25 protein-coding genes and 1 pseudogene are annotated in these 25,534 nt (G+C 74.3%); 10 read left to right on the top strand and 16 right to left on the bottom strand.

Features of this window, described 5'->3' with window-relative positions; genetic code table 11:
• Nucleotides 1–179: 179 nt before the first annotated feature.
• Complete coding sequence (locus tag ACFYT9_RS09705) at nucleotides 180–1,613, bottom strand: metallophosphoesterase (protein ID WP_389162023.1); 1,434 nt, start codon at nucleotides 1,611–1,613, stop codon at nucleotides 180–182.
• Between the two features lie 125 nt (nucleotides 1,614–1,738).
• On the opposite strand from ACFYT9_RS09705, the gene ACFYT9_RS09700 reads away from it, so the two are divergent.
• On the top strand, nucleotides 1,739–1,978 hold the full coding sequence (locus ACFYT9_RS09700; RefSeq protein ID WP_376602612.1) for an SCO4848 family membrane protein: 240 nt from the start codon (nucleotides 1,739–1,741) through the stop codon (nucleotides 1,976–1,978).
• Nucleotides 1,979–1,995: 17 nt separating this feature from the next.
• On the opposite strand, the gene ACFYT9_RS09695 is transcribed toward ACFYT9_RS09700, so the two are convergent.
• The 3 genes and pseudogenes from ACFYT9_RS09695 to ACFYT9_RS09685 form a co-directional block, all read right to left on the bottom strand.
• The gene (locus ACFYT9_RS09695; protein WP_389162119.1) at nucleotides 1,996–2,547 is read right to left on the bottom strand and encodes a hypothetical protein; all 552 of its coding nucleotides are present in this window, start codon (nucleotides 2,545–2,547) and stop codon (nucleotides 1,996–1,998) included.
• 290 nt (nucleotides 2,548–2,837) lie between these two features.
• A pseudogene (locus ACFYT9_RS09690) lies at nucleotides 2,838–2,954 on the bottom strand (hypothetical protein); the annotation flags it as partial.
• 15 nt (nucleotides 2,955–2,969) lie between these two features.
• Nucleotides 2,970–3,758, bottom strand: coding sequence for a recombinase family protein (locus tag ACFYT9_RS09685; protein WP_389162020.1), 789 nt, complete (start codon nucleotides 3,756–3,758; stop codon nucleotides 2,970–2,972).
• A gap of 204 nt (nucleotides 3,759–3,962) precedes the next feature.
• On the opposite strand from ACFYT9_RS09685, the gene ACFYT9_RS09680 reads away from it, so the two are divergent.
• A complete protein-coding gene (locus ACFYT9_RS09680; RefSeq protein WP_389162018.1) occupies nucleotides 3,963–5,288 on the top strand; it encodes a D-alanyl-D-alanine carboxypeptidase in 1,326 nt (441 codons plus the stop codon).
• On the opposite strand, the gene ACFYT9_RS09675 is transcribed toward ACFYT9_RS09680, so the two are convergent.
• The gene (locus tag ACFYT9_RS09675; RefSeq protein ID WP_389162016.1) at nucleotides 5,209–6,153 is read right to left on the bottom strand and encodes a YihY/virulence factor BrkB family protein; all 945 of its coding nucleotides are present in this window, start codon (nucleotides 6,151–6,153) and stop codon (nucleotides 5,209–5,211) included. The two genes, ACFYT9_RS09680 and ACFYT9_RS09675, sit on opposite strands and share 80 nt — an antisense overlap.
• Nucleotides 6,154–6,660: 507 nt before the next feature.
• On the opposite strand from ACFYT9_RS09675, the gene ACFYT9_RS09670 reads away from it, so the two are divergent.
• Together ACFYT9_RS09670 and ACFYT9_RS09665 are read left to right on the top strand one after the other, a co-directional pair.
• On the top strand, nucleotides 6,661–8,043 hold the full coding sequence (locus ACFYT9_RS09670; RefSeq protein ID WP_389162014.1) for an FAD-binding oxidoreductase: 1,383 nt from the start codon (nucleotides 6,661–6,663) through the stop codon (nucleotides 8,041–8,043).
• A 39-nt stretch (nucleotides 8,044–8,082) separates the two neighbouring features.
• The gene (locus tag ACFYT9_RS09665) at nucleotides 8,083–8,838 is read left to right on the top strand and encodes a decaprenylphospho-beta-D-erythro-pentofuranosid-2-ulose 2-reductase (protein ID WP_389162012.1); all 756 of its coding nucleotides are present in this window, start codon (nucleotides 8,083–8,085) and stop codon (nucleotides 8,836–8,838) included.
• A gap of 161 nt (nucleotides 8,839–8,999) precedes the next feature.
• On the opposite strand, the gene ACFYT9_RS09660 is transcribed toward ACFYT9_RS09665, so the two are convergent.
• Together ACFYT9_RS09660 and trpS are read right to left on the bottom strand one after the other, a co-directional pair.
• Nucleotides 9,000–9,581 carry a 2'-5' RNA ligase family protein gene (locus ACFYT9_RS09660; RefSeq protein ID WP_389162010.1) on the bottom strand — a complete coding sequence of 194 codons (582 nt, stop codon included), beginning with the start codon at nucleotides 9,579–9,581 and terminating at the stop codon, nucleotides 9,000–9,002.
• Between the two features lie 139 nt (nucleotides 9,582–9,720).
• On the bottom strand, nucleotides 9,721–10,734 hold the full coding sequence (gene trpS, locus ACFYT9_RS09655) for a tryptophan--tRNA ligase (RefSeq protein WP_387273786.1): 1,014 nt from the start codon (nucleotides 10,732–10,734) through the stop codon (nucleotides 9,721–9,723).
• Nucleotides 10,735–10,790: 56 nt separating this feature from the next.
• Here trpS and ACFYT9_RS09650 point away from each other — a divergent pair, with 56 nt between their 5' ends.
• The 4 genes from ACFYT9_RS09650 (at nucleotide 10,791) to ACFYT9_RS09635 (ending at nucleotide 14,518) form a co-directional block, all read left to right on the top strand.
• On the top strand, nucleotides 10,791–11,420 hold the full coding sequence (locus ACFYT9_RS09650; protein WP_387273784.1) for an RNA polymerase sigma factor: 630 nt from the start codon (nucleotides 10,791–10,793) through the stop codon (nucleotides 11,418–11,420).
• Nucleotides 11,413–12,312 carry a hypothetical protein gene (locus ACFYT9_RS09645; protein WP_389162008.1) on the top strand — a complete coding sequence of 300 codons (900 nt, stop codon included), beginning with the start codon at nucleotides 11,413–11,415 and terminating at the stop codon, nucleotides 12,310–12,312. Before ACFYT9_RS09650 ends, ACFYT9_RS09645 begins: the two co-directional genes overlap by 8 nt.
• A gap of 213 nt (nucleotides 12,313–12,525) precedes the next feature.
• Nucleotides 12,526–13,731: an ornithine--oxo-acid transaminase gene (gene rocD / locus ACFYT9_RS09640; protein ID WP_376604490.1), complete on the top strand. Its 1,206-nt coding sequence runs from the start codon at nucleotides 12,526–12,528 to the stop codon at nucleotides 13,729–13,731.
• Between the two features lie 91 nt (nucleotides 13,732–13,822).
• Nucleotides 13,823–14,518 (top strand): polysaccharide deacetylase family protein, encoded by a 696-nt coding sequence (locus ACFYT9_RS09635; RefSeq protein ID WP_387273778.1) that lies wholly within the window; start codon nucleotides 13,823–13,825, stop codon nucleotides 14,516–14,518.
• A 3-nt stretch (nucleotides 14,519–14,521) separates the two neighbouring features.
• On the opposite strand, the gene ACFYT9_RS09630 is transcribed toward ACFYT9_RS09635, so the two are convergent.
• Together ACFYT9_RS09630 and ACFYT9_RS09625 are read right to left on the bottom strand one after the other, a co-directional pair.
• Nucleotides 14,522–15,703, bottom strand: coding sequence for a glutathionylspermidine synthase family protein (locus ACFYT9_RS09630; protein ID WP_389162006.1), 1,182 nt, complete (start codon nucleotides 15,701–15,703; stop codon nucleotides 14,522–14,524).
• Nucleotides 15,704–15,721: 18 nt separating this feature from the next.
• Complete coding sequence (locus tag ACFYT9_RS09625) at nucleotides 15,722–16,030, bottom strand: hypothetical protein (protein ID WP_376604619.1); 309 nt, start codon at nucleotides 16,028–16,030, stop codon at nucleotides 15,722–15,724.
• Between the two features lie 150 nt (nucleotides 16,031–16,180).
• Between ACFYT9_RS09625 and ACFYT9_RS09620 the strand changes: the two genes are divergently transcribed.
• On the top strand, nucleotides 16,181–17,038 hold the full coding sequence (locus tag ACFYT9_RS09620; RefSeq protein ID WP_389162004.1) for a hypothetical protein: 858 nt from the start codon (nucleotides 16,181–16,183) through the stop codon (nucleotides 17,036–17,038).
• Between the two features lie 171 nt (nucleotides 17,039–17,209).
• Here ACFYT9_RS09620 and ACFYT9_RS09615 read toward each other — a convergent pair whose 3' ends face one another.
• The 3 genes from ACFYT9_RS09615 to ACFYT9_RS09605 form a co-directional block, all read right to left on the bottom strand.
• On the bottom strand, nucleotides 17,210–17,968 hold the full coding sequence (locus tag ACFYT9_RS09615) for an SDR family oxidoreductase (protein WP_389162002.1): 759 nt from the start codon (nucleotides 17,966–17,968) through the stop codon (nucleotides 17,210–17,212).
• 88 nt (nucleotides 17,969–18,056) lie between these two features.
• Nucleotides 18,057–19,037 (bottom strand): RNA polymerase sigma-70 factor, encoded by a 981-nt coding sequence (locus ACFYT9_RS09610; RefSeq protein ID WP_389162000.1) that lies wholly within the window; start codon nucleotides 19,035–19,037, stop codon nucleotides 18,057–18,059.
• A 62-nt stretch (nucleotides 19,038–19,099) separates the two neighbouring features.
• Entirely contained in the window at nucleotides 19,100–20,677 is a 1,578-nt protein-coding gene (locus ACFYT9_RS09605) for a PLP-dependent aminotransferase family protein (protein WP_389161998.1), read from the bottom strand.
• Between the two features lie 46 nt (nucleotides 20,678–20,723).
• Here ACFYT9_RS09605 and ACFYT9_RS09600 point away from each other — a divergent pair, with 46 nt between their 5' ends.
• The gene (locus ACFYT9_RS09600) at nucleotides 20,724–21,227 is read left to right on the top strand and encodes a carboxymuconolactone decarboxylase family protein (protein ID WP_376603818.1); all 504 of its coding nucleotides are present in this window, start codon (nucleotides 20,724–20,726) and stop codon (nucleotides 21,225–21,227) included.
• Between the two features lie 123 nt (nucleotides 21,228–21,350).
• Here the strand turns inward: ACFYT9_RS09600 and ACFYT9_RS09595 are convergent, their stop codons facing one another.
• The 4 genes from ACFYT9_RS09595 to ACFYT9_RS09580 form a co-directional block, all read right to left on the bottom strand.
• On the bottom strand, nucleotides 21,351–22,340 hold the full coding sequence (locus ACFYT9_RS09595; protein WP_376603820.1) for a malate dehydrogenase: 990 nt from the start codon (nucleotides 22,338–22,340) through the stop codon (nucleotides 21,351–21,353).
• 169 nt (nucleotides 22,341–22,509) lie between these two features.
• Complete coding sequence (locus ACFYT9_RS09590; protein ID WP_389161996.1) at nucleotides 22,510–23,880, bottom strand: DUF2690 domain-containing protein; 1,371 nt, start codon at nucleotides 23,878–23,880, stop codon at nucleotides 22,510–22,512.
• 260 nt (nucleotides 23,881–24,140) lie between these two features.
• Nucleotides 24,141–24,542: a DUF3017 domain-containing protein gene (locus ACFYT9_RS09585; RefSeq protein WP_387273765.1), complete on the bottom strand. Its 402-nt coding sequence runs from the start codon at nucleotides 24,540–24,542 to the stop codon at nucleotides 24,141–24,143.
• Nucleotides 24,543–24,627: 85 nt separating this feature from the next.
• Nucleotides 24,628–25,488 carry a bifunctional methylenetetrahydrofolate dehydrogenase/methenyltetrahydrofolate cyclohydrolase gene (locus ACFYT9_RS09580; protein WP_389161994.1) on the bottom strand — a complete coding sequence of 287 codons (861 nt, stop codon included), beginning with the start codon at nucleotides 25,486–25,488 and terminating at the stop codon, nucleotides 24,628–24,630.
• Nucleotides 25,489–25,534: the final 46 nt, after the last annotated feature.

Genomic DNA, 25,534 nt, shown 5'->3' with positions numbered 1-25,534 from the left:
TTCGTGCAAATACCCCAAAGAGCGACGGCCCCCGAACTGTCGCGTTTGCGCCACCCAATCACACGGTTTTCACGGGGGGAAGGGGAAACTTTCACAGGGCATGCATATGTCCGGGAAATGCGAATTTAAGTCGATGAGCAGCACGTATCGACCCCGGAGCAGGGAGTGACAATCTCCGATTACGCCTGTTTCGAGGCGAGTTGGACGACGGTGATGTCGGAGGGCGCGCCGACCCGGACCGGCGGCCCCCAGGCTCCGGCGCCCCGGGAGACGTACAGCTGGGTGTCTCCGTACCGTTCGAGACCGGCCACGGTCGGGTTGGCGAGCTCGGCGAGGAAGTTGCCGGGCCAGAGCTGGCCGCCGTGGGTGTGTCCGGAGAGCTGGAGGTCTACGCCGTGGGCGACGGCGTCGTCGATGACGATCGGCTGGTGGGCGAGGAGGACAGCCGTCCGGGAGCGGTCGCGGTCGCCGAGCGCCCGGCCGAAATCGGGGCCCCGGCCCTCGCTCTCGCCGGCCACGTCGTCCACACCGGCGAGGTCGAACCCGGCGGGGATCTCCAGGCGCTCGTTGCGCAGCGGGCGCATGCCGAGGTCGCGGACGTGGTCGACCCAGGCGTCGGCGCCGGAGAAGTACTCGTGGTTGCCGGTGACGAAGAAGGAGCCGTGCCGGGCGCGCAGCCGCGCCAGCGGCTCGGCGGCGGACCCGAGGTCCGCCACGGTGCCGTCGACGAGGTCGCCGACGACGGCGATCAGATCGGGCTGGGTGGCGTTGACGGCGTCGACGATCCGCTGGGAGTGGGCCCGCCCGAGGATCGGCCCGAGGTGGACGTCGGAGACCACGGCGATCCGGTACCCGTGCGCGGCCCGGGGCAGCTTGGCCAGCGGCACGGTCACCCGCTTCACGCGGGGCCCGCGCAGCACCCCGTACGCCCCGTTCGCGACGGTCCCGGCGGCGACGGCGGCCGCGGCACCGCCGACGACCCGCGCGACGAAGAGCCGCCGCGACACGTCGGGGGCGGGCGCTCCGGCCACGACCTCCGCCGCGGGCCGGGGGCTGGGGGCGGTCTGGGTCTCGGGAGCGGCCTGGGTCCCGTCAACGGCCAGAGCCTCGGGAGCGGCCGGAGTCTCGGGAGCGGCATCCTGCCCCGCCGCCTCCGTCACGGGCTCGGAGTCGGACTCGGGCGTCGCCCCCCGCTCCGGTACGGGAACGGGCTCGGGCACCGGGGCGGCGACCGGCTCGGCGGCGGGAGGGGCGACCGGAGCGGCCGACGGGGCCGCCGGGGCCGCGGCGGCGGCCCGCCGGGCGAGCACCCGGCTCAGCACCGGCCGCACCGCCTCGCCGACCACCAGCGCCAGCACGACGTACAGCAGCAGCGCCAGCCACAGGAACCCGGGCCAGGCCACCACCTGCTGGACCACGAACGGCACCCCGGCGCGCCCGGAGACGAGCGCGGCGATCGAGAGCAGCGGCAGCACGACCACCAGCACCGTGCCGACGCGCCGCGCCCGGCCGCCGGGCATGGTGACGTCCCGCACCAGACGGCGCCACACGTACCAGTGGACCGCGCCGAGCAGCGCGAGCACCAGGACGAGGAAGAACAGGAAGGCGATCACGCCCGGTACCTCGCTTGTGTCGGTTCGGTGGAGCGGCGGGGGACGGGGAGAACCCCAGCCGCCGGACCAGGAGGGACGGGTCGGATACTGGCAGAGACCCGCTCGCCCCATTCGGAAGGCCCCCCGTGAAACTCAGCCGACGCACCTCTTGGTTCCTGCTCGCGTTCGGCGTCTGGTCCTGGGTGATCTGGATCACCTTCGCCCGCAATCTCTTCAAGGACGCGAGCGGGCTCGCCTTCGACGATGCCGGCGACCCCACGGCGTATCTGTGGGTCCACCTCGCCCTGGCGATCACCTCCTTCGCCCTGGGGACGGCGGTCGGCGTGATCGGCCTGAGGGGCGTGCGGGCGAAGACGGGCGAGTAGCGCCTCGTCCGCGTGGATCACAGCGGGGCGGGCACCGAGAAGGGATCTTCGGTATCGCTCCGCGGCGCCGGCCGGCCGTCGGCGTCTTCTCGTCTCCGCCAGTGGAGCGTCATCCGGTCCTCGATCGCGATGTACCTACGGGTTTCCGGGTCCCTGCCGGGGCCGACCGACACACCGCTGAGGAAGAGGCCGAGGAACTCGCGTCGTTCGAAGACGTCCCAGGCCGCCCACGGAGAACCGGGGCCCAGGGGGGCGTCGCCCGGCTCGAACCAGCCCGGCGGAATCCTGGTCGCCGCCGCGGTCCGCTCTGTCAGCTCCTCCAGCCTTGCGCCGCACTGGTCCTCGAAGCTCCGGTACCGCGTCATCGTCGCGCGCCACATGGCCAGTTCGTCCCGCCCTCGGTAGAGCCCCGCCTTCCGGTCGGCCTGAAGTTCCGCGATGGAGCTCCGGACGTGCTCAAGGTGTGCTTCCGTGTCGTGCCTCTCCTGTCGTACGCCGGAGGCGTCCCGCCGCATCGCGAGGCGCAGCGCCGCGTCAGCCGCCCATTCCCTGTCCTCGTCGTCGTCCATGTCCAGAGCGGCGAGCCGTGCCCAGACCTGCCGGCGACGTAGTCGTCCGCGTCCTCGCGCTTGATGCTCAGTCCACCGTGCCCCTTGGGATTGGCGCACATGTAGGAGCCCTGTCCGCCGTTGTTCCTGGTCTGGCCCACAGATCCGGCGCAGACCCCACAGGTGGTGAAGCGCCACCCGCTCAGAAGAGTGGGCGTGGCCCCTCCGCCGGGCCGTCTTTCGGACTTGGTGCGCTTGTTGCGCTTCTCCTGGAGTTCCAGCCACCTGTCCCCCGTGATCACTCCCCGGTGAGGCATCAGGGGTGTCCCGGCCTCGTTCCGGGCGATCACGTTCACATGTGCCTTGCCCCGCTTCACACGCTCGCTCGCGAAGCCTCCGACGGCAGGGTGGGAGAGGATCCACCGCACTGTCTGAGCACGCCATCAGATGGGACCGTCCTCCTTCGACACGCGTCGCTCCTTGATGGACTCCATCCGCCTCTCGGTGGCACGGCGCTCGGCTTCGCCCGTTGCGGACACCCCCTCCGAATCCAGCGTCGTGGCGATCCTGTTGTCGGAGACTCCGGCGAACGACATCTCCACCATGCGCTCGACGATCGCCACGTGGTCCGGGTGGTCCCCGTCCGGTTCGAGGACGGACACGACGAGGTTGCCGACCTTCTCGCGCACCGCCCGCATTCCGTAGGGAGCCGAGCTCGAATGCCGGCCGCCGACCGCTCTGATCGCGTTCTTGGCCCCGCGCAGACGCTCCGCCTTGATGTCGCTGTCCTGCTTCGCCAGGGCCGCGATCAGCGAGAACACCGCGACACCGATGGCGCTCGACGTGTCGAGGAACGGTTCGAGGACGGAGACGAAGCGGACTCCGTACTTCTTGAACTCGTCATCGATCTCCAAGGCGTCGCGTGCCCCCTTGCGGGTCAGCCGGGACAGCTCACTGACCACCACCACGTCCACCTCGCCCGCGCGCACGGCGGACAGGAGGGCTTCGAACGCGGGACGGACGACATCGGGATCCCAACCGGACCGCCCGACGTCTTTGAACACGTGAACAACCTCCCAGCCCCGGCCGTCCGCCAGTGCCTGACCAGCCGCCACCTGCGCGTCCGGGGAAGCCTCGGACGTGTCGGAACGGGCCTTGGACTGCCGTGCGTAGACGGCCACCCGCACCGTGTCCAACTGGTCCGCCCCCAAGGGGGACAACAGCGGGGACATGTTCTCTCACCTGCTCTTTTCATCCATCGAGTCATACCGATTGGTGACGTACGGAAAGCGGTCCAGATGAACCTGCTCAAGCTGAGCAACGCCGGCACCGACCGACGGACACGGGCCCCGGGCGGCCCGCGTCCGGGTGGAGGCCCGGTGGGGGAAGGGGGCGGGGGGTTCGGATCGGGGGCGGGGGGCTGTACGTTTTCGATCGTGTCTGCTTCGAACAGGACCGCTGCCGCGGTCGCCGCTGCCCTGTTGCTTCCGCTCGTGTTCGCCGCCGGGCCCGCTCACGCGGATGAACCGGTGAGGCCGGGGGCGACCACGAAGGCGCCGGAGAAGAAGGAGGAGCAGCCGAAGCCGCCGCCGAACATGTCGTCGGTCGGCGGGGTGCTGCTGGGGCTGCCGGGGACCCAGGTGAAGCTCGGCACCGGGGCGCCGGTGCTGCCGAAGGAGTTGTCGGCGCGGTCGTGGATCGTGGCCGACGCGCAGTCCGGCGCGGTGCTGGCCTCGCACAACGCGCACTGGCGGCTCGCTCCGGCGTCGACGCTGAAGATGCTCTTCGCGGACACGCTGCTGCCGAAGTTCAAGGACAAGAAGCAGACCCATCTGGTCACGGCGCGGGACCTGGCGGGGCTCGGCGAGGGCTCCAGCCTCGTCGGGATAAAGGAGAAGCAGACCTACACGGTCCGGGACCTGTGGCTGGGGGTCTTCCTGCGCTCCGGGAACGACGCGGTGCGCGTCCTGACGGAGATGAACCAGGGGCTCGCCAAGACCGTCGCCGAGATGAACGCGCACGCGGCCGAGCTCCAGGCGCTCGACACCCGGGTCAAGTCGCCGGACGGGTACGACGCCCCGGGCCAGGTCTCGTCGGCGTACGACCTGACGCTGATCGCCCGCAGCGGCATGCAGAAGGAGGAGTTCCGAGAGTACGCGGCGACGCCCCGCGCGGCCTTCCCCGGCGAGGCGAAGCCCGGGAAGAAGCGGGAGACCTTCGAGATCCAGAACACCAACCGGCTGCTGACCGGCGACTTCGGCATCGCCCCGTACCCGGGCATCGCCGGCGTGAAGAACGGCAACACCACGCACGCGGGCGCCACCTTCACCGGGGTCGCCGAGCGGAACGGGCGGGTGCTGCTCGTCACCGTCATGAACCCCTCGTCGAAGGAGCAGCACGCGGTCTACAAGGAGACCGCGCGGCTGCTCGACTGGGGGTTCGCGGCGGCGGGGAAGGTGACGCCGGTGGGTGAGCTGGTGCCGCCGAGGAACGTGGTCCCGTCGGCGCGTCCGGTGGGCGGCGAGGAGTCGGGGGCCGCGGCCGCGCCGGGTGAGGAGCGTCCGGCGACGGGCGGGCCCGCCGTCGCGTCGGCCGCGAAGGAGAGCGGCTCGGGCGGGGCCGGGATCGCGCTGGCCGTCGCCGGCGGGGTGCTGGTGCTGGTCGCGGGCGCGGTCTTCCTCGTCAACCGTCGCTGGCCCGCGGCGGGCGGTGCGCGTCGTCGGTCGCGGACGGCTGCTCCGGATCCGGACGTGAATCCGTAGACGCGCCGGCCTTCCCGGCCGAGCCGACCGCCGTCCAGGCGGAGCAGAAGAGCAGGAGCTTCGCGGTGAAGTTGATCCACAGGAGCAGCGCCACGGGCACGCCGAAGGCGCCGTACATCGACTTCGCCGCGACCTCCCGCATGTAGCCGCCGAGCAGCAGTTTCAGGAGTTCGAAGCCGGCCGCGGCGATCAGGGCGGCCACCACGAGGCGGCGGCGCGGCGGTTCGACGCCCGGCAGCCATTTGAGGACGTAGAGCAGGATCAGGAAGTCGGCCGCCATGGCGACGAGCACGGCGGCGCCCTGGAGCAGGACGCCTTCGGCGCCGCCGCCGGAGAGGCCGAGGCGGTCGGCGGTCCAGCCGACGGCCGTGGAGCCGAGCCAGGAGGCGGCGAGCGAGCAGAGGGCGACGCCGCCGAGGCCGACGAGGACGACGGCGTCCTTGCCCTTGCGGACGACCGGGTTGCCCTCGTCGGCGTCGTCGAGGCGCCAGACGGCCCGGAGGCAGTCCCGCATCGAGCCGACCCAGCTGATGCCGGTGAAGAGCAACAGGGCGCCGGCGACGAGGCCGATGGTGCCGGCGTTGGCGACGAGGCCGCCGATGTCGAGCTGGTCGGAGATGCCGGGGACCTGGTCGGAGAGCTTCTCCTCGATCCGGTCGAGCTGGTCGTCGGTGAGCAGCGCGGCGCCGATCGCGGCGGCGACGGTGATGAGCGGGAAGAGGGCGAGGAAGGAGAGGAAGGTGATGGCGGCGGCGAGCCTGGTCCAGTGCACCTCGTCGAGCCGCTCGTAGGAGCGCCAGGCGTGCGTGCGCATGAGCCGGGCGACCCAGGGGCCGATGACGGGGAGCTTGGTCAGCCAGTCCATGGTTCCAACGTACGAGGCGGGGGTGCGCGGGACGCGCATCCGGGGCCGGACACCCCGGAACTGCCGTCGCGGCTCGGTGCGGTGGCGGAGTGCGGGCGCTGAGGGTGGTGGCGGAGTGCGGACGCGGAGAGCGCGCGCGGTCCGCGCTGAATCCGCCCGTCGGAGCGCCGGTGCGAGGGGTGCGCGGGAAGGGCGTGACGGCGGCGCCGCGGATCCGCCGTCCCGGACCGGTGCGGGGATGCCGCCCGGACGGCCTCGTCGATCCCGGTCGACCATGGTCAACCCGCTTTCGGACAGGCCGGATTGCCTTCTCCCGGGGGACGGGGCCGGGCCGTGGGGCGGGAGGGGCGCGGCGACGCGGCGGGTGGGGCTTGGCTGGGCGGCGGAGCGGGTCCGGCGACGCGGCGGGACGGGCCCGGCCGTACGACGGGAGGGGCTCCGCGACGCACCGACACATCGGGCCGCAAGAGCGGCATAAGCGACAGATAGGGCGCTACCGTCACCCTCATGGCTGTCGAGACCTTCCTCCCGGACGACGACTGCGTGCCCCTCACGGGCTCCGGCGGCACCGCTCCCTCCCTGGCGCTGCTGGCCCGCCCCCGCTCCGCGCCCGAGGCCGCCCGCGCCGTGCTCGGCCGGGGAGCGCGCGGCGTCGTGGCCCGCGGTCACGGCGGCGCCTGCGGGGACGCGGCGCAGAACGCCGGCGGAACCGTCCTCGATCTGACCCGGCTCGACCGGATCCACGGCCTCGACCCGACGGAGGGCGTGGTGGTGTGCGAGGCGGGCATCGGGCTCGACCGGCTGGCCCGCTCGCTCCTGCCGCACGGCTGGCAGCCACCGCCCGGCTTCGTCGACGCCGCCCGCCCGGCCGGCCGCCGGGCGGGCACCGTCGGCGGCGCGATCGCCCGCGGCGCCCTCGCCGGCCGGGTCCGCTCGCTCGAACTCCTCACCGCCGACGGGGCCGTGACCACCGTGCGGCCCGGCGACGCGCTCTGCGAGGCGACCGTCGGCGGGCTCGGCCTCACCGGGGTGGTCCTCTCCGCCGAGTTCGCCCTGCGGCCCGTCGAGACCGGCTACGTCCGCGAGCGGTCCGCCCGCTTCCGCGACGCCGACGCGCTCCTCGCCCACTGGACCGGCGCGGGCGCGCCCCGGGGGCCGCACGCGCGCGCGTGGGTCGACCTGTCCGGCCGGGGCCGCGCGGTCCTGACGACCGCCGAGCCCGTCCCGTACGCCGGACTCCCCCGCGGCCACCGGGCCCGCCGCGCCCCGCTGGGCCTCCCGTCCGGTGCGGGTGCGACGGGCGGGCTGCGGCCGCTGCCGGGCCTGGCGCGCCCCCGCCTGTTCCCGCCATACGGCCCCGGTGCCCTCGGCGGTCTTCTCACGGCGTCCGGTTCCGGGGCTTCCGCCCCCGGCGCCTTCCTCCTCCCCCGGCTCCTCGCCGCCCTCGGGGAGTCCGGTCTCCCGCCCGTCCCCGGACTCCTCGGCCCTTTCGTGCGGTATCGGTGCGCCGTGCCGGAGGGTCGGGAGCAGGAGCTGCGAGGGATCCTCGGCCTGCTCGCCGACCGGCGCTCGCCCGCGCGGTGCGCCCGGCACGCGCGCGTGGAGCGGGTGGACGCGGACGGGGCCGGGCCGCTGGCGTTCCCGGTGCGCGGCTGGTGCCTGGAGCTCGACGTGCCGGCGGGCGCACCGGGGCTCGGTCGCTTCCTCGACGGTCTGGACGAGCGGGTGGCGGCGGCCGGCGGACGGGTCTGCCTCGCCGAGGACGCCCGGCTGCGGCCCGCGCTGCTCCCCGTGATGTATCCCCGGCTCGACGCCTTCCGGGAGCTGCGGGCCGCGCTCGATCCGCGGTCCGTGTTCCGCTCGGACCTCTCCCGCCGCCTCGGCCTCTGAAACCGTTCGAACCGTTCAGGAGTGATCAGGAGTGATGTCGTGAAGGACGCCTTCGGGGCCCCTCAGTCCCTGCTGCTGCTCGGCGGCACGTCCGCCATCGGGCTCGCCACCGCGCGCCGGCTGATCGCCCGGCGCACCCGGACGGTCTGGCTGGCCGGCCGGCCCTCCCCCGAACTGGCCGCGGCGGCCGGGTCGCTGCGCGCGCTGGGGGCGGAGGTGCACGTCGTGCCCTTCGACGCGCTGGACACCGACGCGCACGCGGAGCGGCTGGGGCGGGTCTTCGCCGAGGGCGAAGTCGATCTGGTGCTGCTGGCCTTCGGGGTCCTCGGCGACCAGGCGCGCGACGAGTCGGACCCGGCGGCCGCGGTGCGGGTCGCGCAGACCAACTACACGGGGGCCGTCTCGGCGGCGCTGGTCTGCGCGGGCGCGCTCCAGACGCAGGGGCACGGCTCGCTGGTGGTGCTGTCGTCGGTGGCGGGCGAGCGCGGGCGCCGGGCCGACTTCATCTACGGCTCGTCGAAGGCGGGGCTCGACGTCTTCACCCAGGGGCTGGGGGACGCGCTGCACGGGACGGGGGTGCACGTGATGGTCGTGCGGCCGGGCTTCGTGCGCTCGGCGCGGACGGCGGGCCGGCCGGAGACCTCCCTGGCGACGACGCCGGAGGCGGTGGCGGGTGCGATCGAGCTCGGGCTGCGGCGCCGCTCGGAGACGGTGTGGGTGCCGGGCCCGCTGCGCCTGGTGGCGTCGGCGCTCCGGCACGTACCGCGACCGCTGCACCGGCGGCTGCCGGTGTGAACCGCTGACGGAGGTCCGGGAGGCAGGGAGGCCAGGGAGGCCGGGGGCCGGGGAGGCCGGGGAGACCTCGGGGTCCGGGGATCCGGGATCCGGGATCCGGGATCCGGAGATCTGAATGGCCCGAGGCTCCGGGGATCCGGGGGGTCCGGGGATCCGGAGGTCTAGGAGGTCGAGCGGACCGGCGTGCCGCCCTGGGCGGGGACGGCGGAGATGGGGCGGCCGCTGCCGAACTCGTAGTCGTACAGCTTCCGCCACACGCCGTCCGTGCCCTGCTCGTAGAGGGCGAAGGAGGAGCAGGTCCAGGCGGCCTCGTAGCCGGCCAGTTCCTCGAAGGCCCGGTCCATCGCCTCCTCGGCGATGCCGTGGGCGACGGTGACGTGCGGGTGGTACGGGAACTGGAGCTCGCGGACGAGCGGGCCGGCCTCCTCGCGGAGGCGGGCCTGGAGCAGGTCGCACCCGGCCATGCCCTCGGCGAGGGTGACGAAGACCACCGGGGAGAGCGGGCGGAAGGTGCCGGTGCCGCTCAGCCGGATCCCGAAGGGGAGCCAGTCGGCGGCGACGCCGGCGAGGTGCGCCTCGATCTCCGGCAGCCGGCCCTGGTCGACCTCGGTCGGCGGGACGAGGGTGACGTGGGTGGGGATGGCGTGCGCGGCGGGGTCCCCGAAGCCCGCGCGCCGCTCCTGGAGCAGGCTGCCGTGAGGCTCCGGGACCGCGATCGAAACGCCGAGCGTTACGGTCCCCACGTCGTTCTCCTCCGTCGTGTCGGTCGGTCGGTCGTCCTGGGTCGGTGCGAGGTGGTGCAGCGCCAGTGTGCGGCCTGCACCACCCTTTCGGCCAGGGCCCTCGGACCCCGTGCCGTCTCCGTTTCGTTCCAGTGTCGTCTCAGTGCTTCGCGGGCAGGAAGCCGATCTTGTCGTACGTCGCGGCGAGGGTCTCGGCGGCGACCGTACGGGCCTTCTCGGCGCCCGTCGCGAGGATCGAGTCCAGCGTCTCGGGGTCGCCCAGGTATTCCTGGACGCGGGTCCTGAAGGGCGTGACGAAGTCCACGACGACCTCGGCTAGGTCGGTCTTGAGGGCGCCGTACATCTTGCCCTCGTAGCTCTTCTCCAGGTCCGCCACGCCGGTCCCGGTGAGGGTGGACATGATCGCGAGGAGGTTGGAGACGCCGGGCTTGTTCTCCGGGTCGAAGCGGATCACCGTGTCGGTGTCGGTGACGGCGCTCTTGACCTTCTTGGCGGTGACCTTCGGGTCGTCGAGGAGGTTGATGAGGCCCTTCGGCGTGGAGGCCGACTTGCTCATCTTGATCGACGGGTCCTGGAGGTCGTAGATCTTCCCCGTCTCCTTCAGGATGTACGGCGCCGGGATGGTGAAGGTCTCCCCGAAACGGCCGTTGAAGCGCTCGGCGAGGTCGCGGGTCAGCTCGATGTGCTGGCGCTGGTCCTCGCCGACCGGGACCTGGTCGGCCTGGTAGAGCAGGATGTCGGCGACCTGGAGGATCGGGTAGGTGAAGAGGCCGACCGTGGCGCGGTCGGCGCCCTGCTTGGCCGACTTGTCCTTGAACTGGGTCATGCGGGAGGCCTCGCCGAAGCCGGCGAGGCAGTTCATGACCCAGCCGAGCTGCGCGTGCTCGGGCACGTGGCTCTGGACGAAGAGCGTGCAGCGCTCCGGGTCGAGGCCGGCGGCGAGGAGCTGCGCGGCGGCGAGCCGGGTGTTGGCCCTCAGCTCGGCGGGGTCCTGCGGCACGGTGATCGCGTGCAGGTCGACGACCATGTAGAAGGCGTCGTGCGACTCCTGGAGGGCGACCCACTGGCGGACGGCGCCGAGGTAGTTGCCGAGGTGGAACGAGCCCGAGGTGGGCTGGATCCCGGAGAGCACGCGGGGAGCATCAGAGGCCATGCACATCATTCTCTCAGGTGTGGGAACCGATCCCGGACTTCCGGTGTACCAGGAGTGTGAGGACACGGGAGGGGGGCTCGGCCGTCGTCGACGAGAGCGCCGTGATCGCCCGGGTGCGCGCCGGAGAGCCGGAGGCGTACGCGGAGCTGGTCCGCGCTCACACCGCGGTCGCGCTGCGGGCGGCGGTCGCGTGCGGGGCGGGCGCGGAGGCGGAGGACGTGGTGCAGGCGGCGTTCTTCAAGGCGTACCGCTCGCTGGGGAGTTTCCGGGAGGGGGCGTCCTTCCGGCCGTGGCTGCTGAGCATCGTGGCCAATGAGACGAGGAACACACTGCGTTCGGCGGGCCGGCAGCGGGCGGTGGCCGGGCGGGAGGCGGAACTGCTGGCGGGCGAGGCGCTGATACCGGAGTCGGCGGACCCGGCGGTGGCGGCGGTGGCGGGCGAGCGGCGGCGCCGGCTGTGGGCGGCGCTGGAGGGGCTGGCGGAGGAGCACCGGCGGGTGGTGGTGCACCGCTATCTGCTGGAGCTGGACGAGTCGGAGACGGCCGAGGCGCTGGGGTGGCCGCGGGGGACGGTGAAGTCGCGGCTGAGCCGGGCGCTGAAGAAGCTGGGGCTCGCGCTGCGGGCGATGGAAGCGGCGGAGACGACGGAGGCGGCGGAGGCGAAGGGAGGTGGGGAGCGTGCGTGAGGAGGAGGGGCCCGGGAGGCTGCCGGAGGAGCTGCGGGAGCTCGGACGGTCGCTGCGGGTGCCGGACGTGGACGGCGAGTCCATGGCCGAGCGGGTGCTGGCGCAGCTCCTCGCCGAGCATGCGCCGGGGGTGGGGGTGGGGGTGGAGCCGGTGCCGGGGGTGGGTGCTGGGGCGGTGCCGGGGGCGGGTGCCGGGGCGGTGCCGGGGGCGGGTGCGGGTGTGGTGCCGGGGGCCGAGCCGGGTGTCGGGCCGGAGGAGCGGGCGGAGCGGTGGGCGTGGCTGCGGCGGCGGTGGCGGGCGCTGCTCGCGGCCCTCTCCGGGGTGCTGGTGGTGGCGGTGCTGACGCCGCCGGTGCGGGCGGCGGTGGTGGAGTGGCTGGGGGTGGGCGGGGTCGCGGTGGAGTACGCGCCGGGGGCGCCGCCGGTGCGGGCGGCGGAGGTCCCGCGGTGTCCGGAGCCGGTGCCGCCGGCGGAGGCGGCCCGGCGGGCGGGGTTCGCGCCGCTGCTGCCGGAGCCGGCGGGCGCCGCGCCGGTGGTGTCGGTGGCGGGGTCGGGGCCGCGGGTGGTGGTCGGGGTGTGCTGGCGGACGGCGGAGGGGGTGGCGGTGCGCCTGGACCAGTTCGCGGCACGGATCGATCCGGCCTTCGAGAAGACGGTGAGCGTGGCGCCGGAGCCGGCGGTGCTGCCGGACGGGACACGGGCGTACTGGTTCGCGGCGCCGCACCGGCTGGCGGTGCCGCTGGCGGCGGCGGACGGTTCGGTGTGGAGCCACGAGGTGCGGGCGGCGGGTCCGACCCTGCTGTGGGTCCGCCCGTCGGCGGGGCTCACGCTGCGCCTGGAGGGCATACCGGACCGGGCGGAGGCGCTGAGGGTCGCGGCCTCCGTCCGGTAGCGGCGGCCCCTGCGCCGGGCCGGGCACGGCGCGCCGGGGGGGCAGGCCGGTCTCCCGTACGCCGGGCGCCCCGCGTCCGTCGCCCCCCGTCCGCCACCCCGCGTCCGCGCGGAGTGGCGGGCGCGCCGTCTTCCGAGGTTTCTTCGTCCGGGATGCGAGCGACGATAAGAAGGGGCCACAATCCACCCCGGCCGCAGGACGATCGGAGATCCCGTGTCGAGAACGCAAGACGAGATCGCTGCCTCGGACGCGCACAGCGCCCACAACTACCACCCCCTGCCCGTCGTCGTCGCCTCCGCGGAGGGGGCCTGGATGACGGACGTCGAGGGGCGTCGGTTCCTGGACATGCTCGCCGGCTACTCGGCGCTGAACTTCGGGCACGGCAACCGCCGGCTGATCGAGGCGGCGAAGGCCCAGCTGGAGCGGGTGACGCTCACCTCCCGGGCCTTCCACCACGACCGCTTCGCCGAGTTCTGCGCACGGCTGGCGGAGCTGTGCGGCAAGGAGACGGTGCTGCCGATGAACACCGGGGCGGAGGCGGTCGAGACGGCCGTGAAGACGGCCCGGAAGTGGGGGTACGAGGTGAAGGGCGTGCCGGACGGGCACGCGAAGATCGTGGTGGCGGCGAACAACTTCCACGGGCGGACGACGACGATCGTGTCGTTCTCCACGGACCACGAGGCCCGCGACCACTACGGGCCGTACACCCCCGGCTTCGAGATCGTGCCGTACGGCGATCTGACCGCGCTGGAGGCGGCGGTCACCGAGAACACGGTGGCGGTGCTGCTCGAACCGATCCAGGGCGAGGCGGGAGTCCTCGTCCCGCCCGCCGGGTACCTGCGCGGCGTGCGGGAGCTGACGTCCCGGCGGAACGTGCTGTTCATGGCGGACGAGATCCAGTCGGGCCTGGGCCGGACGGGCCGCACCTTCGCCTGTGAGCACGAGGGCGTCGTGCCGGACGTGTACATCCTGGGCAAGGCGCTGGGCGGCGGTGTGGTGCCGGTGTCGGCGGTGGTCGCGGACGCGGACGTGCTGGGGGTGTTCCGGCCGGGCGAGCACGGCTCGACCTTCGGCGGGAACCCGCTGGCCTGCGCGGTGGCGCTGGAGGTGATCGCGATGCTGCGGACCGGCGAGTACCAGGAGCGGGCGGCCGAACTGGGCGAGCACCTGCACGCGGAGCTGGGGCTGCTGGTCGGCGGCGGCGCGGTGGAGGCGGTGCGGGGCCGCGGGCTGTGGGCCGGCATCGACATCGTTCCGGCGCGCGGCACCGGCCGGGAGGTGTCGGAGCGGCTGATGGAGCGGGGGGTGCTGGTGAAGGACACCCATGGTTCGACCATCCGGATCGCACCGCCGCTGGTGATCTCGAAGGAGGACCTCGACTGGGGTCTGGAACAACTCCGCGCGGTCCTCTCGGACTGACGGGGTCCGCTTCCGGGGCGGCGGCGGGGCCGCCGCCCCGGGGCAACTCGGGGCATTGACACCAGAGTTGGTCTAGGCCAATGATGCGGCCATGCCGAGACTCCGTCTGCGCCACGCGCTCCGTGGCGCGCTCGCCACCCTCGTCCCGCTCGCCCTGCTCGGGGCCGTCGGCGGCTCCGCGCACGCCGCCCCGAAGGCGGCCTGGCCCGAGCCCGCGCCCGTGGTCTCCCGGGTCGAGACCACGGACCCGGTCGTCTTCATCACCATCGACGACGGCTGGTTCCACGACCCCGCCGCCGCGCAGCTGCTGCTCGACCGCCGGGTGCCCGCCTCGCTCTTCCTGCTGCCGGGGGCGTACTCGTACGACTCCGGCTACTTCCACCGGCTGCTCGACCACGGCCGGGTGCGGATCGAGAACCACACGGTCGGCCACCCGGACCTCACCACGCTCGACGCGGCCGGCCAGAAGGCCGAGGTCTGCGGGGCGCGGGACGCGCACCTGGCGGAGTTCGGCGACGGGCCGCGGCTGCTGCGCCCGCCGTACGGGGCGTTCGACGCGACCACCCGGACCGCCGCCCGCGCCTGTGGGGCGAAGGCCGTGGTCACGTGGACGTACGACCTGACCACCTGGGGCCAGTGGACCCCGCCGTCGCCGTCCCTGAAGGCCGGCGACATCATCCTGCTGCACTTCAACGAGACGCTGGAGCAGGACCTGGAGCGGGCCCTCGCCCTCGCCGAGGAGGCCGGCCTGAAGCCGGCCCCGCTGCGGGAGTACGTACCGGAGTAGCGGTCAGAGGATGACGTGCGGGAGGAAGCGGGCGTACTCGTCGGTGACGGGGCCCGCGGACTCCCGGATGCCGAGCCCCGCGGCCTCGTCCTCGACGACCCACGCGCCGAGCAGCGTGCGGTTGCCGTCGAAGTCGGGGAGCGGGGCCAGACCCTGGTAGCAGACGGGCTCGTCGCGGACGACGACCTCGCTGCCGGGTTCGTGCAGGGTGACGCCGGCGCCCTCCCTGCCGAGCAGCGGCTTGGCCGCCCAGCCGGTGGTGGAGGCCAGTTCGCGCGGCCCGTCGAGATAGGCGGGCAGCAGGTTCGGGTGGCCGGGGTAGAGCTCCCACAGGACGGCGAGCAGCGCCTTGTTGGAGAGCAGCATCTTCCAGGCGGGTTCGATCCAGCAGGTGGTGCCGGAGCCGCCGCCGTTGTCCAGGGTGGACAGGACGTGCTTCCCGAAGCGGTCGGTGACCAGCCACTCCCACGGGTAGAGCTTGAAGCAGCTGCGGATGAACCGCAGCTTCTCGTCGACGAAGCGGCGGGAGAGCCGGTCCCAGCCGATCCGCTCCACGGAGAGCGCCTCGGTGGCGAGCCCGGCCTGCTCGGCGGTCTCGCGCAGGTACGCGACCGTCATCAGGTCCTCGCCGAGCTCGTCGGTCTCGGAGTGGGCGAAGTGGACGGGGCCGGGCGGCAGCAGCGGCGCCTGCCGCTTCCAGGCGTCCACCAGGCGCTCGTGGAGCGAGTTCCACTGGTCCGCGCCGGGGAAGCGCTCCTCCATCCAGAACCACTGCGGGCTCGCCGCCTCCACCAGGGAGGTCGGGGTGTCCGCGTTGTACTCCAGCATCTTCGCCGGGCCGGTGCCGTCGTAGACGAGGTCGAAGCGGGCGTAGAGGGAGGGGAGTTCGGCACGGCGGCGCCAGGACTCGGCGACCCGCTCGGCGATCTTCGGGTCGGTGATCCCCAGGTCGGCGAAACGGTTCCGCTCGACGATGTGCGCGGCCGCCGCGAGGCACATCGCGTGCAGCTCCTCGACGACCTCCTCCAGCGCCTCGACCTCGGGCAGCGTGAAGGAGTAGTACGCGCTCTCGTCCCAGTACGGGCGCAGCGAACCGTCCGGGTAGCGGGTCAGCGGATAGACGAGCCCCTGCTCCTCGACCGTCTCCTGCCAGCCCGGACGGGGCTCGATGGTGTGCCGTTCCATGGTCCCGGTCCGCCCGCCTCAGCCGCCGCTCGACCCGGAGGACGAGCAGCCGAAGCCGCCGGTCTCGACGGCCTTCCGGTCGAAGCTGCCGCCGGACAGGCGCGCGTTGCTGACGGAGCCGCCGTAGTAGTAGGCGCCGCGCGCGGTCGAGCCGTTGTCGTCATCGTCGTCGTCGGAACCGCCGGTCTCGCACCGATAGCTCGGCAGCTCCTCCAGCGTCACCGGGTCCGCGCACCGGCGGTCGGGTTCGGCGCCGCAGGCGGTGATCGTCGCCGCGAGCACGCCCATACCGCCGAGCACCACCGTGCTCGACCTGAGCCTCCGCATGTCCCTCGCCCTCCCCTTCGCGTGGCCGCGCACCTTCGTGTGCGCGTGCCCGTCCGCGCGGCCGTTCGTATGACCGCGAGCCTCGCGACCGCACAGTGTAGGCCGCCGCTTTCCGGCCTCGGCACCTAGAGTCGCTATGTGCTCTTCGGGATGGTTTGCGCGCTCGGTTCGGCGCTGTGCTTCGGCGCGGCCACCGTCTTCCAGGCCGCCGCGGCCCGCGCGGCGGCGCCGGGGACGGGCAGCGGTGTGGACGTCGGGCTGCTGTGGCGGGCGCTGCGGCAGTGGCGGTACGTCGTCGGTCTCGCCCTCGACGGACTGGGCTTCCTGCTGGAGGTGGTGGCCCTGCGCACCCTCCCCCTGTACGCGGTCGGCGCGGCGCTCGCCGCGAGCCTCGCCGTCACGGCGGCGCTGGCCTCCCGGATGCTCGGGGTGCGGCTGAGCCGGGTCGAGTGGGGCGCGGTGGCGGCGGTCTGCGCGGGGCTCGCCCTGCTGGCGCTCGCGGCGGGGCGGGAGGGCCACCGGTCCGGCCCTCCGGGACTGCCCTGGGCGCTGCTCGGGATCGCGGCGGGGGTGCTGCTGCTGGGCGTGGTGGGAGGGCGGCTGCCGGACCGGCCCCGGGCGCTGGTCCTCGGCCTCGGCTCGGGGATCGGCTTCGGGGTGGTCGAGGTGGCGGTACGGCTCCTGGACGGCGTCGACCTCGCCGACCCGGCGCTGTGGGCGCTGCTGCTCGGCGGCGGGGCGGCGTTCCTGCTGCTGACCTCGGCGTTCCAGCGGGGCGCGGTGACGACGGCGACGGCCGGAATGGTCCTGGGCGAGACGCTGGGCCCCGCGGCGGCGGGCGTCGTCTGGCTCGGCGACCGCACCCGCGAGGGCCTGGGCGGTCTGGCCGTCACCGGCTTCGCCCTGGCCGTGGCGGCCTCCCTGACCCTGGCCCGCTTCGGCGAGCCACCCCCGCCCGCCCCGGAGCGCACCCCACCCCCCGAGGAGGGGGCCGACCGCCCGGAGTGACCTTCAGGCCGGGGGCCACGCCGCCGGGTCGGGGTGGAGCCCCCGCCCGGAGCGATCCTCAGTCCGAGGGGCCACGCCCCCGGGACGGGGTCGAGCCCCGCCCGGAGTGGCCTTCGGGCCGGGAGCGCCACGCCACCGCCGGAGTGGCCCTCGCCGAGGGGGGCCGCCCCCTCAGGACGGAATGGGGCGGGCCTTCAGGTACTGCTCGAAGGTGACCCGGCCGGTGGCGTGACCGGGTGCCAGGTGGCCGCCGGCGCGGAAGGCGCGGTAGGTCCGGCCGGCCAGCGGGACGGGCAGCAGGCGGCGGCTGCGGCCCGTGGCGGCGAGGTGGGCGCGGGCCAGTTCGGCGAGCGTACGGACCTCGGGGCCGCCCATGTCGGGGACGCGGCCCGCGGGGTCGCCGGCCGCCAGCTCGGCCAGCCGCTCGGCGACCTCGGTCACCTCCACCGGCTGGTCCGAGACTCCGGCGGGCAGCGGCAGCACCAGCGGCACCTTCCCCGCGGCCGCCAGGACCTGCTCCACGAGGTCGTGGAACTGGGTGGCCCGCAGCACGGTCCAGCCGATCCCGGACTCCTCGACCAGCCGCTCCACCGCGTGCTTGGCCCGGTAGTAGCCGAGCGGCACCCGGTCGACGCCGACGATCGAGATGTAGACGAGGTGCCGGACCCCGGCGCGGCGGGCCGCCGCGATCAGCGTGCGGGCCGCCTCCTCGTCCCCACCTCGCGGGGAGGAGGCGCAGTGGACGACGGTGTCGACGCCCGTCAGGGCCTCGTCGAGACCGGCGCCGGTCCGCAGGTCCACGGGGTGGCGCGGCGAGCGGCGGCTCAGCTCGCGCACCTCGTGGCCGGCCGCGGCGAGCCGGGCGCACAGCGGCCTGCCGAGGGTGCCGGTGGCCCCCGTCACCAGGATCGTCCTCGTCTCCGTCGTCATCTCCGGGGTCTCCTTCCCTACGCGGGCGCTCCCCTCGGAGCGCCGCTCACCCCCGTGTGACCGACGGGACCGCGCGGATGTGACAGCCTCAGCGAGCGGCTTCCGGACGCGCGGCGAACTGCCGGGTCACATAGCCGAGCTTGTCCGGGTTCATCACCATCCGCACGTCGGTGATCCGGCCGTCCGCGCGAAGCACCACCGCGGCGACGCCGAGGACGCGGGCGCCCACGTGCAGGACGACGCCGGGAGCGCCGTTGACCTCCGCCACGGTGAGCACCGCGCCCTCCTCCTGGCGGCCCGCGACGCCGACGAGGAAGCGGAGCACCTGGTCGCGGCCCCGGACGGGCCGGAGCGCCGACCTGACCTTGCCGCCGCCGTCGCCCCACCAGACGACGTCTCGCGCGAGGAGCTTCTCCAGCCCCGCGAGGTCGCCCTCGCGGGCGGCGGCGACGAAGGACTCGACGAGCTGCCGCCGCCGCTCCGGCGCCGGCGGCTCGAAGCGGGCGGCGGCGCCGTCGTCGCCCGGCTCCGCCACGCGGCGGGCCGCCCGCCCGTACAGCTGGCGGCAGTTGGCCTCGCCGAGGTCCAGGACGCCGGCGAGCTCCCGGTAGGGATAGCCGAATGCCTCGCGGAGCACGTACACCGCGCGCTCGGCGGGGGTCAGCCGCTCCAGGAGCAGGAGCATCGCCGTGGAGACGTCGTCGTGTCGCTCGGCGGACTCCAGCGGTCCCGCGCCGGGCGCGCCGAGCGGGCCGCGCCCGTCCGTGAGCACCGGCTCGGGCAGCCAGGTCCCCGTGTACCGCTCGCGGGTGGCGCGGGCGGAGGTGAGCCGGTTGAGGCAGAGGTTGGTGACGACCCTGGTGAGCCAGGCGGCCGGCTGGACGAGGGCCGCCCGGTCGGCGCCGCTCCACCGCAGATAGGCGTCCTGGACGGTGTCCTCGGCCTCCTCGGCGGACCCGAGCATGCGGTAGGCGAGCCCGAAGAGCCTCGGCCGGTACGCGGTGAACTCCCGCGCGGCGGCCTCCGCGTCGGGGCGGGGGCGGTCGTCCGGGGTGGGGTGCGACGTCACGTACCCACCCTGCCAGAGGCCGCGCCGCCCGCCCCGCCCTCCCCGCCTCCGAAGCCCTCGCCTCAGGCGAAGCCCCCGTCGTCTCCTCGGAAGCCCTCCCCGACGCCGTCCCCCTCTTCGTCACCGACGCCGTCCCCTTCCCCGACGCCCTCCCCCACGCCCTCCAGGACCCGGCAGAGGGCCTGGAGGGCGCCCTGCCAGCCGCTGTCCGGCGGGGTGCCGTAGCCCACGACGAGGCCCTCCAGAGGGCCGGAGGCGCCCGGCTGGCGGAACTGGCCGAGGCCCTGCACCGCGAGGCCGTGCCAGGCGGCGGAGCGGAGCGCCGCCTGTTCGGTGCCGGGCGGCAGCGCCAGCACCGCGTGCAGGCCGGCCGCGATCCCGCCGACCCGGATGCCGGGCGCGTGCCGCGCCAGGGCGGCGACGAGCTGGTCGCGGCGGTGCCGGTAGCGCAGGCGCATGGCCCGTACGTGCCGGTCGTGCGCCCCCGAGGCGAGGAACTCCGCGAAGGCCAGCTGGTCGGGGGTACCGCACATCCAGTCCACGACCTCCCCCTTCGCGGCGGCGACTTCGTCCACCAGGCCCTCCGGCAGCACCATCCAGGCGAGCCGCAGCCCCGGGGCGAGGGACTTGCTGGCGGTGCCGAGGTAGACGACCCGCTCCGGGTCGAGCCCTTGAAGAGCTCCGACGGGTTGCCTGTCGTACCGGAACTCCCCGTCGTAGTCGTCCTCCAGGACGAACCCGCCGGTCGCCCGCGCCCAGTCGACCACCGCCGCCCGCCGGTCGGGCGGCAGCGCCCCGCCGAGCGGGAACTGGTGGGCGGCGGTCAGCAGCACCGCGCCGGGCTCCGGCCCGCCCGGCTCCGTCAGCGTGTCGACCCGCGTGCCGCGTTCGTCGAAGGGCAGCGCGGGGGAGTCGAGTCCGGCGTCGCGCAGCAGCTTCGCGTACATGCCGAGCCCGTACGACTCCACCGCCACCGCCCGTGTGCCGCGCGCCCGCAGGACCTGGCCGAGCAGCATCAGGCCGTGCGCGAACCCCGCGCAGATCACGATCCGTTCGGGCCGGGCGTGCACGCCCCGGGCGCGGGCCAGGTACTCGGCGAGAACCGCGCGCAGCTCGACGCGGCCGCGCGGGTCGCCGTACCCGAAGGCCTCGTTGGGGGCCGCGGTCAGCGCCTTCCGGTACGCCCTCAGCCATTCGGCGCGCGGGAAGGAGGCGAGGTCGGGGGTGCCGGTCCTGAGGTCGTACGCGGGGGTCGGCGTCCGCCGCCGGGAGGCGCGGACGCCCGGGCCGCCGGGCGGCCGCCACGGGGTGCCGCCCGGGGTGGGCCCGGCCGGGGCCTCCCGGGGTGCCGCGGGCTCGGGGGCGGGCCGGGGCTCGGTGCGGCGGGCGACCCGGGTGCCGGAACCCTGGCGGGCGGTGAGCCAGCCCTCGGCGACCAGCTCGGCGTACGCGTCGGCGACCGTGTTCCGGGCGACACCGAGATCCGCCGCGAGCTGCCGCGAGGACGGCAGCCGGCTCCCCGGCGCCAGACGCCCGCTGCGCACGGCCTCGCGCAGGGCGTCCATGAGGCCGGCCCGCAGGCGGGTGCCGCGGAGGTCGAGATGGAGGTCGGCGCCGAAAGTGGCCCAGTCGTTCCGCATGGAAATGGACCATAGCGGCACGCCATCCGCTCCGTACGGTGGCTCCATGACCACCACGACGGAACACTCCCCCGCCCGGCCCCTCGCCCACCAGCACACGCAGCGCATGCCGTTCTTCGAGCTGGCGCCCGACTTCTACAAGGCGATGGTCCGCCTGGAGAAGGAGGCGGCCAAGGGCGTGGACCCGGTCCTCTACCACCTGATCAAGATCCGGGCCTCGCAGATCAACCACTGCGCCTTCTGCCTCGACATGCACACGAAGGACGCGCTCGCCGAGGGCGAGACCGTGGAGCGGGTCGTCCAGCTCGCCGCCTGGCAGGAGTCCCGGCACTTCTACACGGAGCGGGAGCTGGCCGCGATCGCCCTCACCGAGGCGGTCACCGAGCTGACCGACGGCTTCGTACCCGACGCGGTGTACGCGGCGGCGGCCGAGCACTTCGACGACGCGGAGCTGGCCCGGGTGATCGGCGCGATCGTCGTCATCAACTCCTGGAACCGCATCGCGGTCTCGACCCGCATGGTCCCCGGCAGCTACACCCCGTCGCACTGAGCCCGAGCCGTCGGGTAGCGGACGGAGCCCCCGGTCCGGAATCGGGCGGAGGTCCCGGCCCGGAAACGGGCGGAGCCCCCGGTCCGAGGACCGGGGGCTCCGTCACGCGCGGGGCGTTCGGGCTCAGATGAGGCCGAGCTCGCGGACCGCGTCGCGCTCCTCCGACAGCTCCTTGACGGAGGCGTCGATGCGGGCGCGGGAGAAGTCGTTGATCTCCAGGCCCTGGACGATCTCGTACTTGCCGTCCTTGCAGGTGACCGGGAAGGACGAGATGAGGCCCTCGGGGACGCCGTAGGAGCCGTCCGACGGAACGCCCATGGAGGTCCAGTCGCCCTCGGCGGTGCCGTTGACCCACGTGTACACGTGGTCGATGGCGGCGTTCGCGGCCGAGGCCGCGGAGGACGCGCCACGGGCGTCGATGATCGCGGCGCCGCGCTTGGCGACGGTCGGGATGAAGGTGTCGGCCAGCCACGCCTCGTCGTTCACGACGTCGGCGGCGTTCTTGCCGGCGATCTCCGCCTGGAAGATGTCCGGGTACTGGGTCGCGGAGTGGTTGCCCCAGATGGTGAGGCGCTTGATGTCCGTGACCGAGGAGCCGGTCTTCTGGGCCAGCTGCGTCAGGGCGCGGTTGTGGTCCAGGCGGGTCATCGCGGTGAAGCGCTCGGCCGGGACGCCCTTTGCGGCGGACTGGGCGATGAGGGCGTTGGTGTTGGCCGGGTTGCCGACGACGAGGATCTTGACGTCGTCCGCGGCGTGGGCGGCGATGGCCTCGCCCTGCGGCTTGAAGATGCCGCCGTTGGCGGCGAGCAGGTCGCCGCGCTCCATGCCCGGACCGCGCGGGCGGGCGCCCACGAGCAGGCCGATGTTGGCGCCCTCGAAGCCCTTGTTCGGGTCGTCGAAGATGTCGATGCCCTTGAGCAGCGGGAACGCGCAGTCGTCGAGCTCCATGGCGGTGCCCTCGGCGGCCTTGACGCCCTGCGGGATCTCGAGGAGGCGCAGCTTGACCGGCACGTCCGCGCCGAGCAGGTGGCCGGAGGCGATGCGGAAGAGCAGCGCGTAGCCGATCTGGCCGGCCGCGCCGGTCACGGTGACATTCACGGGAGTGCGGGTCATGGCGATCTCCGTAAGACAGCTGGCGGTGGGGTTCCCTGCCCCTGAGGCTGGATATCGCTCCCTGATCGATCGATGTCTCGATGTGAAGAGATATCCGGCGTCAGGCTATCGGACGCGGGCCCCTCTGCACCCCCACCCCCTTGTGGTGCGGCTCACCCCATGGCTCGTTTCACTCTCCGGTGCAACCGTCGCCGCTCCCGTCGTCGAGTCGGGCGCAGGCGCGGACGGCGTCCGGGGAGGGGACCGGGATCATCGTGGTGTAGGCGTCGGTCTCGCCGACGAGGACGTTCTCGACCTGGATGGCGGTGCCGGCCTGGACGCTGACCTCGTCGCCCCCTGCCGCGCCGCTGATGCGGGCCCAGGCGGCGGCGCAGACGGTGCTGTGCCGGACCTCGACGAGGGCGCCGCCGATGCGGGTGCGGGCGACGGTGGTGGCGAGCGGGCCGCCGCACCCCATGCGCTCGGGGTCCTCGCCGCCGCAGTCGGCGCCCGTGCACCGGACGCCCTCGGGGAGGCTGGGGGTGGGCGTCGGGGTGGTGGTGGACGGGGCGGGGGTGGCGACGGGCGGCGCGTCGGAGCCGCCGAGGTCGACGAGGAGGACGGCGGCGGTGACGACGAGCGCGGCGCCGACGATCCCGGCGACGTAGAGCAGCGGGGACCCGCGCCGGGGCTTGCGCGGGCCGGTGGGAGCGGGCGCGGAGGCGGCGGGCGGCGGGGCCGGGTGGGGTGCGGGGATCGGCGGTACGGGCCTGACGCGCATGGTGCGGTCGGCCGGCGCGGTCGGGACGGCGGGCCACCCGGCCCGGGTGCTCTCCGGGGCGCGGGCGTCGCCCCGTACGCCGTCCCGCGGGGCGGGGACGGCCGGCCACCCTCCCCGCGCACCCTCCGGGGCGGGACCCCCGCCCCGTACGGGGGCGTCCCGGGGAACGGGCACGGCCGGCCACCCGCCTCCCGCGCGCTCCGGCGCACGTGGCGCGTCCTGGGCGCCCTCCGGGGCGGGACCCCCGTCCCGTACGGCGGCGTCCTGAGGGGCCGGTGCCGACGGCCGGCCGTCCTGGGCACCCTCCGGCGCGCGGGCGGCGTCGCGTACGGGCTCCGAAGGGGTGCGGGGCTCGTCGCGTACAGGCTCCGAAGGCGCGCGTACGGGCTCCGCAGCGGGGCGGGGCTCGTCGCGTACGGGCTCCGGAGTGGCGGTCCCGGCGGGTGCGGACGCGGCCGCGTCCGCGGCGGTCGCCGGTGACGGCTGCTCCGGTACCGCGCGGGCGCGCAGGACCCGCTTCCAGGCGCGGTCCGCGTGTTCCCACTGGGCGGTGAGGGGGCCGAGGTCGGCGCCGGTGATGTCGGAGAGCGCGACGACGGCGCTCCTCGGCACGGGCCGGCGGGCGTGGAGGTAGGCGTCCCAGTCGGCCCGGTCGCGCCGGGTGCGTTCGGCGACGGCGACGACGCCGAGGCCGCTTCGGTCGATGACCTGCCGCAGGCGGTCGGTGAACGTCCTTATGTCCGGATCGAGTTCGTCGGACAGCGACTTCCACGCCGACATGTGCGCCCCCTTGTCCCCTGCCGTCGCCGGCCGTCACTCCGGCCGGCGCCCCGGCCGGCTCCCCCGAAGGATGGCAGCTCCGGAGGGCGAGCGGGACCCCGGCCCCGGTCGGCGGATGTACCGGAATGGTCACTTCCATGCCACAGCGGGCGGCGCGAACTTGCGCCTCCATTGGCGCGTACATGACCCTTGATCACGGCGGCGCCCGCCCTCCCACGGGGGAGAGGGCGGGCGTCGTCGCGCACACGAGCGGGGGCGGGTCAGGTCACCGTCAGGTGGAGGATGTCCTCCAGGAACGGGATCTTCAGCCAGGGCCTCGGCTGCACCATGAGCGCGAGCAGCACGATCAGCGAGCCCATCACCCCGTACGTGATCATGTCGGTGAACCGCGAGCGGACCGCGAGCATGCCCACCGAGGGCAGCACCCGGCGCAGCACCATGCCCAGCAGCAGCGCCGCGCCGACCATCATCGTCCCGATCCGGAAGGACTGGAAGAAGGGGTCGGTCCCCACCACGAGCAGTCCCAGCGCCGCCGTGCCCAGGACGAGCAGCAGCGGCCACTGGCGGGCGGGCGCGGGGGCGGCGCGGCCGGCCGCCCGGCCGCCGCCCTCGGGCCGCGCGGTGTCGGTGGTGACGGTCGGCGGCCGGCGCGAACCGCGCACCCGGCGGATCTTCGACACCCGGCCGCGCGGCAGCTCCCGCGGGCCGTCGGGGCCCGCGGGGGAAGCCGGGCTCCCCGGGGTCATCTCAGAGCGCCGCGGCCGCGCGCTCCGCGGCCTCGACGACGTTCACGAGCAGCTGCGCGCGGGTCATCGGGCCCACGCCGCCAGGGTTCGGGGAGATCCAGGCGGCCACCTCGGCGACGTCCGGGTGCACGTCGCCGAGGATCTTGCCCTCGGCGTTGCGCGAGACGCCGACGTCGAGGACGGCCACGCCCGGCTTCACGTCCTCCGGCTTGATCAGGTGCGGCACGCCGGCGGCGGCCACGATGATGTCGGCCTTCTTCAGGTGGAACGCGAGGTCGCGGGTGCCGGTGTGGCACTGCGTGACGGTGGCGTTCTCGGAGCGGCGGGTCAGCAGCAGCGGCATCGTGCGGCCGATGGTGACGCCGCGGCCGACGACCACGACCTCGGCGCCGTTGATCTCCACGCCGTGGGCGCGGAGCAGCGTGATGACGCCGTTCGGCGTGCAGGGCAGCGGGGCGGGCTCGTTGAGGACGAGCCGGCCGAGGTTGGTCGGGTGGAGGCCGTCGGCGTCCTTCGCCGGGTCCATCAGCTCCAGGACGCGGTTCTCGTCGATGCCCTTCGGCAGCGGCAGCTGGACGATGTAACCGGTGCACGCCGGGTCCTCGTTGAGCTCCCGGACGACCGCCTCGATCTCCTCCTGCGTGGCGGTCGCGGGGAGTTCGCGCTGGATGGAGGCGATGCCGACCTGCGCGCAGTCGCGGTGCTTGCCCGCGACGTACTTCTGGCTGGCCGGGTCGTCGCCGACCAGGACGGTGCCGAGACCGGGCGTGACGCCCTGCTCCTTGAGGGCCGCCACACGGGCGGTCAGGTCGGACTTGATCGCGGCCGCGGTGGCCTTGCCGTCGAGAATCTGGGCGCTCATGGAGACATCCTCGCGGATGACCCCCGCCTTCTCCCAATTCGGTCCG

Source organism: Streptomyces sp. NPDC004435 (assembly GCF_042873895.1).
GTDB lineage: Bacteria > Actinomycetota > Actinomycetes > Streptomycetales > Streptomycetaceae > Streptomyces.
The sequence above is the reverse complement of the archived record's forward strand: the minus strand, read 5'-3'. Positions and strand labels throughout refer to the sequence as shown.

What these genes read in the sequence shown, in the direction of transcription:
- ACFYT9_RS09595 (WP_376603820.1), bottom strand. Translation starts at nt 22,340, where the DNA reads ATGACCCGCACTCCCGTGAATGTCACCGTGACCGGCGCGGCCGGCCAG.
- ACFYT9_RS09580 (WP_389161994.1), bottom strand. Translation starts at nt 25,488, where the DNA reads ATGAGCGCCCAGATTCTCGACGGCAAGGCCACCGCGGCCGCGATCAAG.
- ACFYT9_RS09630 (WP_389162006.1), bottom strand. Translation starts at nt 15,703, where the DNA reads ATGGAACGGCACACCATCGAGCCCCGTCCGGGCTGGCAGGAGACGGTC.
- ACFYT9_RS09620 (WP_389162004.1), top strand. Translation starts at nt 16,181, where the DNA reads ATGGTTTGCGCGCTCGGTTCGGCGCTGTGCTTCGGCGCGGCCACCGTC.
- ACFYT9_RS09695 (WP_389162119.1), bottom strand. Translation starts at nt 2,547, where the DNA reads ATGGACGACGACGAGGACAGGGAATGGGCGGCTGACGCGGCGCTGCGC.
- ACFYT9_RS09670 (WP_389162014.1), top strand. Translation starts at nt 6,661, where the DNA reads ATGGCTGTCGAGACCTTCCTCCCGGACGACGACTGCGTGCCCCTCACG.
- ACFYT9_RS09635 (WP_387273778.1), top strand. Translation starts at nt 13,823, where the DNA reads ATGCCGAGACTCCGTCTGCGCCACGCGCTCCGTGGCGCGCTCGCCACC.
- ACFYT9_RS09590 (WP_389161996.1), bottom strand. Translation starts at nt 23,880, where the DNA reads ATGTCGGCGTGGAAGTCGCTGTCCGACGAACTCGATCCGGACATAAGG.
- ACFYT9_RS09675 (WP_389162016.1), bottom strand. Translation starts at nt 6,153, where the DNA reads ATGGACTGGCTGACCAAGCTCCCCGTCATCGGCCCCTGGGTCGCCCGG.
- ACFYT9_RS09685 (WP_389162020.1), bottom strand. Translation starts at nt 3,758, where the DNA reads ATGTCCCCGCTGTTGTCCCCCTTGGGGGCGGACCAGTTGGACACGGTG.
- ACFYT9_RS09605 (WP_389161998.1), bottom strand. Translation starts at nt 20,677, where the DNA reads ATGCGGAACGACTGGGCCACTTTCGGCGCCGACCTCCATCTCGACCTC.
- ACFYT9_RS09600 (WP_376603818.1), top strand. Translation starts at nt 20,724, where the DNA reads ATGACCACCACGACGGAACACTCCCCCGCCCGGCCCCTCGCCCACCAG.
- ACFYT9_RS09615 (WP_389162002.1), bottom strand. Translation starts at nt 17,968, where the DNA reads ATGACGACGGAGACGAGGACGATCCTGGTGACGGGGGCCACCGGCACC.
- trpS (WP_387273786.1), bottom strand. Translation starts at nt 10,734, where the DNA reads ATGGCCTCTGATGCTCCCCGCGTGCTCTCCGGGATCCAGCCCACCTCG.
- ACFYT9_RS09625 (WP_376604619.1), bottom strand. Translation starts at nt 16,030, where the DNA reads ATGCGGAGGCTCAGGTCGAGCACGGTGGTGCTCGGCGGTATGGGCGTG.